9 protein-coding genes are annotated in these 13,250 nt (G+C 46.2%); all 9 read left to right on the top strand.

Annotated elements, in window-relative coordinates; all coding sequences use genetic code 11:
* Nucleotide 1: 1 nt before the first annotated feature.
* The 9 genes from EBO34_RS13000 (at nucleotide 2) to EBO34_RS12960 (ending at nucleotide 13,249) form a co-directional block, all read left to right on the top strand.
* Nucleotides 2–1,600, top strand: a complete 1,599-nt coding sequence (locus tag EBO34_RS13000; protein ID WP_122899228.1) for a Na/Pi cotransporter family protein — start codon at nucleotides 2–4, stop codon at nucleotides 1,598–1,600.
* Nucleotide 1,601: 1 nt separating this feature from the next.
* A complete protein-coding gene (locus tag EBO34_RS12995; RefSeq protein ID WP_122899226.1) occupies nucleotides 1,602–3,749 on the top strand; it encodes a BglG family transcription antiterminator in 2,148 nt (715 codons plus the stop codon).
* A gap of 58 nt (nucleotides 3,750–3,807) precedes the next feature.
* Nucleotides 3,808–4,062, top strand: coding sequence for a PTS sugar transporter subunit IIB (locus EBO34_RS12990; protein ID WP_419466033.1), 255 nt, complete (start codon nucleotides 3,808–3,810; stop codon nucleotides 4,060–4,062).
* 12 nt (nucleotides 4,063–4,074) lie between these two features.
* Nucleotides 4,075–5,328, top strand: coding sequence for a PTS ascorbate transporter subunit IIC (gene ulaA, locus EBO34_RS12985; RefSeq protein ID WP_122899222.1), 1,254 nt, complete (start codon nucleotides 4,075–4,077; stop codon nucleotides 5,326–5,328).
* A 176-nt stretch (nucleotides 5,329–5,504) separates the two neighbouring features.
* On the top strand, nucleotides 5,505–7,493 hold the full coding sequence (locus EBO34_RS12980; protein ID WP_122899220.1) for a transporter substrate-binding domain-containing protein: 1,989 nt from the start codon (nucleotides 5,505–5,507) through the stop codon (nucleotides 7,491–7,493).
* On the top strand, nucleotides 7,490–8,842 hold the full coding sequence (locus EBO34_RS12975; RefSeq protein ID WP_122899218.1) for a sigma-54-dependent transcriptional regulator: 1,353 nt from the start codon (nucleotides 7,490–7,492) through the stop codon (nucleotides 8,840–8,842). The genes EBO34_RS12980 and EBO34_RS12975 overlap by 4 nt, the downstream gene beginning before the upstream one ends.
* Nucleotides 8,843–9,003: 161 nt before the next feature.
* On the top strand, nucleotides 9,004–10,017 hold the full coding sequence (locus EBO34_RS12970) for a TAXI family TRAP transporter solute-binding subunit (RefSeq protein WP_122899216.1): 1,014 nt from the start codon (nucleotides 9,004–9,006) through the stop codon (nucleotides 10,015–10,017).
* Between the two features lie 786 nt (nucleotides 10,018–10,803).
* Complete coding sequence (locus EBO34_RS12965; protein ID WP_183163867.1) at nucleotides 10,804–11,256, top strand: DUF1850 domain-containing protein; 453 nt, start codon at nucleotides 10,804–10,806, stop codon at nucleotides 11,254–11,256.
* A 7-nt stretch (nucleotides 11,257–11,263) separates the two neighbouring features.
* Entirely contained in the window at nucleotides 11,264–13,249 is a 1,986-nt protein-coding gene (locus tag EBO34_RS12960; RefSeq protein ID WP_122899212.1) for a TRAP transporter permease, read from the top strand.
* Nucleotide 13,250 lies beyond the last annotated feature (1 nt).

Raw genomic sequence — 13,250 nt, 5'->3', positions numbered from 1 at the left:
TATGGACTTAATACAAATTATTCTAGGCGTTATCGGCGGGCTTGGAATCTTCTTATATGGAATGCATCTGGCAAGTGATGGATTAAAACAGTCAGCTTCCAAACAGCTGAAATCATTTTTAAAACGAGTAACAAAAAACCAGGTATACGGTTCTGGGGCAGGGATGGTTTTGGCTGCTGTACTGCAATCATCGAGTGCGGCAACAGTAATGGTCGTTGGATTTGTGAATGCAGGTCTTATGACACTCCGCCAGTCGATGGGAGTAGTACTTGGTTCGGCTATTGGAACGACGCTGACCGTTCAGCTTATTGCCTTTAAGGTCACAGATTATGCTCTCGTATTTGTCAGTCTGGGAGTATTAATGTTTTTAATTGCAAAAACCCAAACGATACAGCACGTGGGGAACATTATTCTGGGATTTGGTTTTGTGTTCTTTGGAATGGCACTCATGACAAATGCCATGATTCCTGTCCAGCAAAGTCCCGAGTTTATGAACTGGTTTGTTTCTGCTACAAGTAACCCTATTATTACTATTTTAATTGCTACTGCGTTTACTGCTATTATTCAAAACAGTGCTGCTACTATTGCTATTGCTATGACCCTTGCCGTTGGTGGGTCCATGAGTATGGAAACAGCCATTGCTATTGTCTACGGAGCCAACATCGGTACCGTTATAACCGCGCTTATTTCAAGTTTAAATGCATCAAAGGATGCCCAACGGACGGCTGTAGCCCATGCTTTGTTTAAAATTATAGGAGTTCTTGTTTTTATCCCGGCTACATTCTTGTTTATTCAGGTCCTTCAAACAATGGGAGGCTCTGTAGAACGGCAGATTGCCAATGCTCACACGCTCTTCAACATTGTGAACTTATTGATCCTTCTTCCTTTCTGTAACTTGTTTGCAGACTGGATGACAAAGCTTATTAAGGATAAAAAATCAGTCGATGACTTCAAGTATCTTGATAAGAATAGTTTGAACTTCCCCACGGTTGCCCTTTTAAACACTCAAAAAGAGCTCCAGTATATGGCTGAAAAAATCAGTGAGCGCATGTTTCAGCCACTCCTGCCCATTTATGTAGAGGAAGGAAGTGCAGTAAGGCAGCAAATTCAAAGTGAAGAGAAAAGGATTGATCATTTATACAGAGGGATCTATCATTATCTTCAAGAGATTACAGAGAAAAAATTAACGGACGATGAGTCTCGTGAAAGTTTACAAATGTTATATGTGAATAATGACTTAGAAGGAATATCTGATATAATAAATGAACTATCTTCATTGTCGATTAAGCTCGAGGGGAACGATATTTTGTTGAGTGAATGGGAAAAAGAGTCCATCCAAATATTGTTTGAAGACGTTTTTCAGAATTTTCAGGATGCAGTTGAGTGCTTCTCAGAAAAAGATCACGAGCTGGCAACGAAGGTTGTTCATCAAAACCCTGCAATTATCCGACTGGAGAAAGAGCTTAGGTTTAAGCATTTTCATACAGAAGGAGGCCCGAGCAGCAGGGTAAGTTCTGTTTATATGGATCTGCTGAACGGCTTGCTGCGAATTAACCAGCACTCTGTTAATATCTCACAAACGACGTTAGGAATGATTTAACATGGTCCCGTTTAATCAGAGAAGACTTTTAATCATGAAGGAGCTTTTAACAGCTACAGCACCTCTTACAGCAAAAAAGCTCGCCAGTCTCATTTCTTGTTCTGAGCGGACAGTTCGTGAAGATATTCAGTTTTTGAACATGTGGCTGAAGGAGCTGCAATATCCTGAACTCTTGAGAAAACCTAACCTCGGTTATTTGTTACAAGTTAATGAAGTGAAGAGGGCATTCCTTAGAGAAGACTTGGAATCCATTGACCTTACCCATTATGAGTTCAGTCGAGATGAGCGGATTAACTTCATGACCTTGGAATTGTTAACGGTTTCAAAACCTACAACAATTAGTAAATTTGAACAACTGTTTCAAGCAAGCAGAGGCACGATTATGCGGGATCTTACTTTATGTGAGACAAACCTCTCTTCATTTGACATCAAGATGGTAAAGAAGCCGAAACGAGGCATCTGGATAGAAGGAGAAGAGCTTTTGATTCGAAGTGCTCTGTCTCATACATGTAAGACAATGGACCCTCTATTAATCCAGGTGGTAGCGAGAAACCACGAGCGCTATGAGAGCTCAGCTGAACAACAAGTTTCTGTGTCCAAATCAATGGCCCATATTGTAGATGAACTTCAAGTTGAAGAAATTAAAGAAATCGTCGAGCCGATTTTGTCTTGGAAGGAAATTACCTTGAGCGATGACAGCCGGCTGGCGTTATATATGCACATCGGTATGGTATTAAAAAGAATTCGTTCCTCCAATTCCTTTACACTGCCTGAAGGAGATCTTTCTGCTATCCTGAAGCAACGGGAATTTCATATTGGTCAACTTTTAGCTTTTCAGTTGGAAAAGTATTTCCATATTCACATTCCTGAACAGGAAGTGGCTTACATTACACTGCATTTGATGGGCGGACAAAATGCTCCTTCAAACAAAATAGCAGGGTTGTCACGGGATGAAGATGAAGGGTTGCTGCAGTTAATTATGGAGATGACCAAGGCTATCGAAAGGCGACTGGGACTGTCTTTTGAAAAGAAGGAAAACCTTTACCACGGTCTTCTCCTGCACATGCGTCCTGCCATATTCAGGGCCAAATACGGGATGACAGAAAACAACACCCTTCTTGAAGATATAAGGCAGGAATTCTACAATCTTTTTGAAGCGATTAAATCCGAAATTTCAATGATTGAAGAGGAGTATCAAGTCCAATTCCCCCAAGAAGAGGTCGCTTATATAGCGATGCACTATGGAAGTGCGGTTGGTATAGTTGGAGAAGAAAAAGAGGACAAGCTTCTGCGTATTATGATTGTTTGTAACAGTGGGGTTGGTACGGCAAACTTATTGAAAAACCGTATCACGTCTCTTTTTGAAGGTATCCATATAATTGAGACTTTATCGTACCAGCGTTTTCAAAAAGAAGACAAGTGGGAAGAAGTTGATCTGATTGTAAGCACAATTGATATTGAAAGTCCGCTTCTTCCCGTATTAAAAGTAAATCCTCTACTGCCGCCAGAAGATTATGAGAGACTTTCCAGATATGCTGAAGTAAAAGGGAAAGCCCAATCTACCTCACAGGAGATTTATGAAACTGTATGGCCGCTTATCGAAAAACACTGTGATATCAAAGATTCGAAAGCGCTGACAAGAGAAATGATCGAGCAGGTCGATCTGTTACTGAAAAAAAACAGAACCGGAATTCCAATGTCACTTGGATCCCTGGAAGGCATTCTGACTGCCGATATGATTCAGCTTAATGAAAAAGCATCGTCTTGGCAGGAAGCTATAGCTATTTCTACAGCCCCTCTTGAAAGGAGCGGATTGGTACACGGGAAGTATAAAGAGTGTATTATTGAAGCTTTGTATGAGAGAGGCCCCTACATGGCTGTAGTTCCTGAAATCGTCCTGGCACATGCTGCACCGGATGCGCATTTCCCAAGAGTCGGATTAAGTATGACAAGATTTGATGAAGGAGTTACTTTTGGGCATGCTGGGAATGATCCTATTTATTATGTGTTTGCTTTTTCTTCACCTGATCAAACGAGTCACGTACCAGCTCTTCAGCAACTCTTCCAGGAACTTATAAAAAACGATAAAAAAGAACAACTGCGAAAGGCTAAACATTCATGGGACATTTTGAAAGTTTTTTCACAGTGAGGGTTAGGTGATACCAATGAAACAGCCGATAACAATTGCCGTTGTATGCGGACAGGGAATGGGAACAAGCTTATGGTTAAAGATTCAAACCGAGAACGTGTTAAAGAGCATTGGAATCAGCGCATACGTTCAGCAGATCGACCTCGGGACGCTGCCTTCTGTCCATCCGGACGTTGCTATAAGTGTGAGTTACATGAAGAGTAAGGTAGAGGGTCATGCCCGTTCAACAATTTTTATAGATAACTTGTTGCAAGAGGCAGAGCTTAAAGCCCGATTATTAGAAAACCCTTTTGTAAACGAAGTGAAAGGATAGAGGGGTAAGACTATGTTTTCTCAAATGGTAGGAGAGACAGCACTCATAATAGGGCTTGTTTCGTTCTTAGGGTTGCTGGTACAAAAGAAAGGCTTTCCCTTTGTGATTGAAGGAACGATAAAAGCAATCGTAGGTTATGTGATCTTACAGTTTGGAGCATATCTGGCTATCGAACAGCTGAGCCGGTTAACCGTGTTGTTAGAGCGTGCATTTAATGTAAGCGGAATTGTCCCTAATAATGAAATGATTGCAGGAATTTCTCAGTGGTATTACGGGCAGACAATCGTCATGATCATGTTTACAGGTTTAATTGTACATATTTTGATTGCCCGGTTCAGTCCTTATAAATTTATCTTCCTTACCGGCCACCACATTTTGTATATGGCCTCTTTAATGGCAATTATTATGGTAGGATCCGGAATGGTGCTCTGGGTTCAGGTGCTGGTGGGAGGGGTTGTACTTGCTCTCTGTATGACGTTCTTTCCTGCTATATGCCAGCCTATGATGAGAAAGGTTATCCCTGATCAGAACGTTGCCATCGCACACTTCGGTTCGATTGGATACGTGATTGCCGGTTATTTGGGAAAAGCAGTTGCCTCCAAGAAGCCAAGTGAGAAAAAATGGTCAGAGAAAACCGTGTCTTCTCTTTCCTTTTTCACAAACATGAACGTAACAATTACATTGTTTATGCTTTCCTTTTTCATCTTCGTAGGGGTTTTTGCAGGCATGGATATATTAAGTGAACAATCAGGCAGCCGTAATGTAATCATTTACGCTGTTATGCAATCGGTTAAGTTTACTGCAGGGATCTATATTATCATTATTGGAGTGAGGATGGTTCTTACAGAAGTACTCACCGCTTTTAAAGGAATTACAGACAAGCTAGTTCCCGGGGCCATCCCTGCCATGGATTGCCCGGTTATCTTTCCTTACGCACCGGCGGCAGCGGTAATGGGTTTTGCTGCAAGCCTTGCAGGGGGATTTGTATCCATGGGCATCCTGATTGGTTTTAATATGGCAATCGTTTTGCCAGCAATTATTGCACATTTCTTTTCAGGTGGTGCTTCTGGCGTATTCGGATATGTGATGGGAGGCGTCAGGGGAGCCATCGTTGGAGCTTTTGCCCACGGTATGCTCATTACGTTTTTGTCCCTGAACCTTATGCCAGTAATGAATCGAGTTGGCTACACTCAGACTACTTTCAGTGATTCTGATTTCAGTATTGTAGGATTGCTGTTGTTTTGGTTGTTAGAGTTGGTTTTTTAAATGACCGGATGGTGCCGGGCACTTTGTGTACGATTTCACACAGTGCCCGGCACCATTTTTTTCGAATAAAAGACTACGGTTTCGACAAAGTTCGGGTGGTGACAGGCACCGATTTCCAAAATCCACAAAAATACGTTAGGATTAAAACTATAAACTGCAATGAATGAGAGGTGGCCATGATGAAGGGAATAATCGTCTTTTTGTGCTTCATACTAGTGGGCACCTTTAGTATGTCTGTGAGTGCCGAAACCGGCGAACCGCTCAGAGTCGGCTATGACCCTGAGCTTCCCCCGCTTCATTTTAACGACGATGGCGTGAGAAAGGGCTTTGCCATTGATGTGATGGACGAGGTGGCAGAGCGGATGGGCCGGAGCATTGTGTATATAGAAGTGCCCAGAAGAGAAGGAGTGGCCTTTCTTGAAAACGATACCATTGACGTGATGCTGAGCGGTTATTTTAATGATGAAGATGCCCGGTCCGTGGAGTTCACGGACGACTACATCAGTACGTCGGTGGGGCTGTTTGTACATAAGAGCAATGACAAGGTTGACGGCCTGGCTGATCTGGGCGAGGTGATCACGGCCCTTGAGCGGGACACCCTTGAGTATGAATTTCTCCGCAATATCCGGGGGATTCGTTACCATACGGCGAGCACGCCGGGCAGTGCGATCGACCTTCTTATTTCGGGCAGGGCGGACGCCTTTGTGGGAAATATGCTCACAGCTGACTATGAGCTTGAGCGGCAGGGAGTCCGTGACGACTATAAAACGATCGGCAGTTATTTGCTGCCGGTGGAATATTCCATGGTGGTTCAGGGCGAGAATTATTTACTGATGGACCAGATCAACCGGGCGCTCAGGGATGTCCGGGGTGACGGGACGTATAACGATCTTTATGAGAACTGGTTTGCCGGGGAAAGCGAGCTGGCTGACCAACTCTGGCTGATCATTCAGATTATCGGGACGCTTCTTATTCTGACGCTTATCCTTTTTCTCATCGGGGTGAAATGGAACAGACAGCTGCAGCGGGAAGTCAATAAAAAGACAAATGTCCTTAACCAGCTGAATCAGTCCCTCCAGCATCAGGTGGAACAGACCCAGAGCAGCGATGAGTTTAAAAAGCAGATCCTCAACAGCAGTCCCCGGGGGATTGCGACGGTTGACCGAGAGGGAATGATTACGTCGTTTAATAAAAAAGCAGGGGAAATGGCGGGAATAAAAGAGGACGCTGTTTCCATGCACTATCAGGACGTGAGGATTTTAAACCAGCTGTTAAAGGACAAGTTTGAGCACGTGTTTGATTCAAGCCGCCTGTACCTCGGGGAAGATGCGGAGTGGAAGCGTGACGACGGACGTCTTTATTTCCTCCGGTATTATGTGTACCCCCTTTATGACCTGAACAAAAAAGCAACGGGAATCATCGTCACCTTTGAGGATGTAACGGAAGAGAAAAAGCTGCGAATGCAGATGTTTGAGCAGGAAAAAAACCAGGCCCTCGGCAGGGTTGTGGCGGGGATCGCCCATGAAATCAGAAATCCCCTTACTTCAATTAAAACGTTCGTGGAGCTGATTCCGAGGAAGTACAACAACCCCCGTTTTCAAAAGGAGGTTTCGACTTACGTACCCCAGGAGATTGAGCGGGTAAATACGTTGATTGAAGGCCTGATCGATTACGCGAAGCCGAAACAGATCAACAAAGAAATCATGGAAGCAGGCTCCTTTTTGGAGGAGTGTACGATTCTTTTTAAACGAACTGCGATCAACAGTGGGTTTGATATGGTGTGTGAAACCGAGAAGGATCTCTATATTGAAGCCGATGAAAATCAGCTCAAGCAGGTGGTCATCAACCTGATCTTAAACGGCATCGATGCCATGACCATGAGCGGGACAAAAGAGCAAAAAACGCTGAGGCTTGCGGCGTTTCAAAAAGGCAGACAAGTTGTAATTAAAGTGGAAGACGAAGGCATCGGCATGAGTGAGGAAGAGAAAAAGCAGGCCATGGAGCCATTTTTTACGACGAAAGCAAAAGGAACGGGACTCGGACTTGCGATCGTTCAGCAGTATGTGCGGGATAATAACGGACAGCTGATGATTGAAAGCAAAGAAGGCCGGGGGACCTCTGTTTTCCTTGCTTTTGACCGAGTCGAGAGGGGGTACCAAACATGAAGAAAGTCATAATCATTGATGATGAGCCGTCGATTTGTTCTTCACTGGCGTTCGCTCTGGAAGATACGTATGACGTGGTGACGACCACCGATCCCGAGAAGGGGCTCGCCATGATTGCCGAAGAGCATTTTGACCTTTGCCTCCTGGACCTTCGAATCGGCAATGTGGACGGTCTCGATGTGTTAAAGCAGATTAAGCAGACACGCCCCTCCGTTATTGTGATTATGGTGACTGCCTACGGGACAATATCTTCCTCCGTGGAGGCCGTGAAGGAAGGGGCCTTTTCCTATATTACGAAACCGGTGAATATGGACGAGCTTTTTACTGCTATTGAACAGGCTTTTCACTACCGGGAGCTGAGTGACCAGGTGGAATACCTGAGTCAGGAGCTGGAGAAGAAGTACCGGTATGAAGGGCTCATCGGCAAAAGTGAAGCGATGCAGCACGTGTTTAGGATGATTGAAAAAGTGAAGAAAGTCGACACGAACGTGCTTATTACCGGCGAGAGCGGTACGGGAAAAGAGCTGGTCGCAAGAGCGATTCACTTTGCCGGGAAAAGAAAGAAGGAGCACTTTGAAGTGGTAAACTGTGCGGCTATTCCGGAGCAGCTCCTCGAGAGTGAACTGTTCGGCTATGAAAAAGGGGCGTATACCGGAGCGGTTACTGCGAAGGAAGGCAAGTTTCAGCTCGCAGACAAAGGGACGATCTTTTTGGATGAAATCGGTGATATGCCGTTCAATCTACAGGCAAAGCTCCTTCGCGTCCTTCAGGATAAACAGGTCACGAGACTCGGATCGAACAAACAGGAAAAAATTGATGTAAGGGTCATAGCAGCGACGAATAAATCCTTTGAAGAAGTGATTCAAAACGGGGAATTCAGAGAGGATCTGTATTTTCGCCTGAATGTCTTGCAGATTCCCCTGCCCCCGTTACGGGAAAGAAAAGACGATCTGCCGTCGCTGATGGACCACTTCATCCGGCTGTTTAATAAAGAGCTGGGTAAAGACATCAAAGGGTTTACGAAGGAAGCGAAGAAGGTGCTTCTGAATCATGATTATCCCGGCAACATCAGGGAGCTTTCCAATATTATCGAGTCCTCCATGGTGCTGGCAGACGGAGGGATGATTGAAGCGGCGGACCTGCCCCCTGGCATCAAGCAGGGGCTGACCATGCCGTCTGAGGATTCAGGGACCCTGGAGAAATATGTGGGGCTGACTTTGAAGGAGCTGGAAACGAAATTTATCATGGCAACCCTCGAGCACAATGAAGGCCACAGGAAAAATACAGCGAAGATGCTCGGGATCAGTGAAAGAAGCTTGAGAGATAAAGTGAAAGCATTGGAAGAGTGATAAAAACCGGCAAAATTTGCAGAAGGGGCAGATTTTGCCGGTTTTTTAACGGGCAATTTCTGCCGCTCGAAAAGAAAGCGCTGTCATAAAGGGTTTTTTAAAGTTGGCATAACTCTTGCATTATTCAGACAGTGACTACAAATTCCAAGGGGGACTGAAACATGAAGAAGAAATTATTAGGTGTTCTCGCAGCGACAATGCTTTTTGCAACAGCGTGTGGAGACGACGGTGGAGATACAGGCAACAATGAAGAAGGCGGCGGGGAGGCAGAAGGTTCTGAAGGCGCTGAGCTTGATGACCTGTTTGTAACCGTTGCCACCGGTGGTACATCCGGTGTGTATTATCCGATTGGCGGAGCGATTTCCACGATCCTTGAAAGCGAACTTGGCATTGACTCGTCCGTTCAGGCTACAGGGGCTTCTGTTGAAAACATCAACCTGATCGAGAATGGCAGAGCCGAGCTTGCGATTACAATGGCAGATGCCGTCCAGCAGGCTTATGAAGGAAGCGGGGCTTTCGATGGGGAGGAACCGACTGATAACCTCCGTGGCATGGCTTCACTTTATCCAAACTTTGTACAAGTCGTAACAACGGAAGATTCCGGAATTGAATCCATCGAAGACCTGGAAGGGATGACCGTAGGTGTAGGTGCCCCTAACTCAGGTGTTGAGCTGAATGCCCGTATGGTTCTTGAAGCTTACGGCATGTCCTATGACGATATCGATGAAGACTACCTGTCTTATGCAGAAGCGATTGACCAGATCAAAAACGGCATGGTCGACGCGGCGTTTGTAACAAGCGGTGTGCCAAACGCAACGGTAATCGACCTTGATACAACCCACGATGCAAAAATCATTCCGATCGAAGGAGAAGCCATGGAGTACCTTGAGGAGAACTATCCGTTCTTCTCAGCAGAAACGATTCCGGCAGGGGAGTATAACAATGACGAAGACATCCCGACAGCCGCGATCATGAACGTTCTCTTAGTATCCAATGATCTTTCTGAAGATGAAGTATACGAAATGACAAAAGCACTCTTCGATAACCTTGAAAACATCCAGGGGTCCCACAACGCAGCCCAGGACATCACGCTTGATACTGTAGAAACAGGTATGCCGGTACCCCTTCACCCAGGCGCAGAGCGATACTTTGAAGAAGTTGGCGCGTTGGAGTAAATCTCTGAAAAAAATCATTAGAAGACATTGCTAAGCTCAGGTGTTGATTTACGCTCACTGCGCTCCCTTTCTGCGGGGGCGCCGTTGAGCCTCCTGGAATTTTTATATCTGCTTCTTCCTCTACCAGCAACGCTACGTAGATATATACGTCGAAGCAACTCGCAGTATATTCCTGGTGTAACCGCTCGTTGCTCCCGCAGGAGTGTCGCGCATTCACTCCAATCATCATTGTTAAAGACTAACAATGATTTGCTAAACAGTTACTTTTGTTAAAAAGATAATAAACCTTAAGTGCCCGCGATTCCTGTGGGAGGGATGATCGTTTCCATCACGAATGAGCTGTGAGTTGCTTCAAAGCAAAAATCTGCAAAGTGTTACCGAAAGAGGATGAAGCAGGGGTGTTTCTCTGGGCTTCTTCCAACCGGCCACGGAAAGCGAAGGGCATGGAGTCTGTTTATTCAACTGCTGTCCTTTAAAGTAAGAGCGAAGTGCAGTATCGTGAAACTTCTTTAAAAAAGAATAGATGCTGCAGCAAGAATGATATTACTAATAAAAAAGGTGATGAAGCCGGCATGTCCGAAGACTCCTGCGGTAGTGGGGGCCAGGGAGAGACCCCGCAACGGAGTGAGGAGGCTCGCCGGAACCACCGCGGAAAGCGAAGGACAAGCCGGCGGATTCACCAGTCAATACGATGAAAAACATATTTAAAATCATTTAAATGGAAGTAGATTTTATTAAAGAGAGAAGGCGCAAACCCTTTCTCTGCCTTATAAAGAGGGATGAATGATGAGGACCACAACTTTACTCGCCTTCCTTCTCCTTTTCACAGGAGGGTGCCAGTCTGAAGAGAAACTCTACCTGGTCATCTCCGATCAGGAAAACGACCAAATCTACGTTGAAGAACCAATCACCCAAGGCGAACAGATTACTCTCAGCTGGATCCACTCCGTTGAAAAAACACCGTGGAGCGAAATCTACGACGTTACCGAAAAAGGACAGCTGGTCCTCACTGAAACCGAATTCGAATCATTCGGCGCAGGCGTTGATTTTTCAGGAGGAACAATGACCGTGGAAGACGGTAAGGTTGTGGTGAAAGATATCGATCAGCCTGTTGAAAGCATCACGTGGCTTCATTCCCGGAACGCGGAGCATACCGTCCGCATCGGGGACACAAAAAAAGCAGGCTTTGAGGATTTGCCCCATCATCATGCGATTGAGTTAGTAATTGAAGAGAGGTGACTGTGTGATGGCAGACAAAAGAACATCTATCGATGAGCCTGAAATGACAGGTGAACAAAAGAAAGTGTTAGAGAAATATTCCGCAGAGTCACGCTATCGTAATTTTTCAAACAAAACAGTAGCGATTATTGTATCCGCGCTTGCGATCTTTTTATCCCTTTATCATATGTATACATCCTACTTCGGCACCCCGGTGACCCTGCAGCACCGGTCCCTTCACGTGGCCGTGATTCTTGCCCTTGTATTTCTCCTTTATCCGCCGTTTAAAAAAGCATCCCGCACGAAACTGCCTTGGTACGACATTCTGTTTACACTCATGGCGTTTTCCACGACCGTCTACATTTTTGTAGATTACCTGGGCATTGTAAACCGCGGCGGTATGCCGAACACGTACGACCTGATTTTCGGCGGCATGCTCGTCATCCTTGTTCTTGAAGCCGCCCGCCGTGTAACCGGCTGGGGACTTCCGGTGCTCGGTATTCTGTTTCTTTTATACGGCTTGTTCGGCCGTGAGATGTCAGGGATCTTCAGACACCGGGGTTACACTTGGGATGAGATCGTAAACTTTATGTATGTAACAACAGAAGGGGTGTACGGTACTGCCATCGGCGTGTCGGCCACCTACATCTTCCTGTTTATTTTGTTCGGTGCCTTCCTGTCCAAATCGGGAATGGGTCAGTTCTTTAACGACCTGGCCATGGCCATTGCCGGGCAGACTAAAGGGGGGCCGGCGAAAGTTGCCGTTATTGCCAGTGGTTTCTTAGGAAGCATTAACGGAGCTGCCGTGGCCAACGTTGTAACAACAGGATCCTTTACGATCCCTCTCATGAGAAAAATCGGCTACAGCCGGAACTTTGCCGGTGCCGTTGAAAGTGCCGCCTCTGTCGGTGGACAGATTCTGCCCCCGATCATGGGTGCCGCCGCGTTTATTATGGCTGAGATGCTTGGCATTCCTTACAGCCAGATCGTCCTGGCTGCCCTGCTTCCGGCACTGCTCTTTTACCTCGGAATCATTGTCCAGATCCACCTCCGTGCCACAAAGCTCGGGCTGAAAGGGATCTCAAAAGACAACCTGCCCCAGGTAATGGATGTTTTAAAAGAGCGCGGTCATCTGCTCATTCCACTGATGTTTTTAATGTACATGCTCTTTTTCAGCGGAAGAACGATCATTTTCTCCGCATTTTTAACCATCATCGTAACGGTTATCGTTGCCATGATCAGAAAAACGACGCGCATGTCTGTGAAGGATATTCTTGACGCTCTTGAGAACGGGGCGAGAATGGCCGTCAGTGTTGCGGTTGCCTGTGCGTCCGTAGGGCTCGTTGTCGGTATCGCCACCATGACAGGCTTTGGCCTGAAGCTCGCAAACGGCATTGTCACTCTTGGTGGCGAAAGTCTGTTCCTCACACTCGTGTTCACCATGATCGCGTGTATCGTTCTCGGAATGGGACTTCCATCAATCCCGACATACATTATCACGGCAACAATGGCAGCGCCGGCCCTTGTCAGCCTTGGTATTGAACCGCTCGTTGCCCACTTGTTCGTGTTCTACTTTGGTCTTTTTGCCAACATCACACCACCGGTAGCTCTGGCCGCCTTTGCCGCAGCAGGAATATCGGGAGGAGACCAGATGAAGACCGGCTTTGTGTCACTGAAGCTCGCCATTGCCGGCTTCATCGTACCGTACATGTTCGTTTACAACCATTCGCTCCTTCTGATCGACACGTCCTTTGTTGACGGAACGCTCGTGGTTATTACGGCAGTAGCCGGCGTCATCATGCTCGGTACAGCAGCGGAAGGGTACCTGTTCACCTACATGAACCCGGTTGTGCGTCTCGTCCTGTTCGGCGGTTCACTCCTGTTCATGAACCCAAACGTGATTCAGGACGTCATCGGCTTCTCAATCATCGCCATCGTCTGGTTCTGGCAGTGGCAGAAGGCGAAGAAACACGGAAACATGGAACCCGATGAATCCGCCCGCACAACATCATAGG

Origin of the sequence: Alteribacter keqinensis (assembly GCF_003710255.1) — a bacterium.
Classification (GTDB): domain Bacteria; phylum Bacillota; class Bacilli; order Bacillales; family Salisediminibacteriaceae; genus Alteribacter; species Alteribacter keqinensis.
The sequence above is the reverse complement of the archived record's forward strand: the minus strand, read 5'-3'. Positions and strand labels throughout refer to the sequence as shown.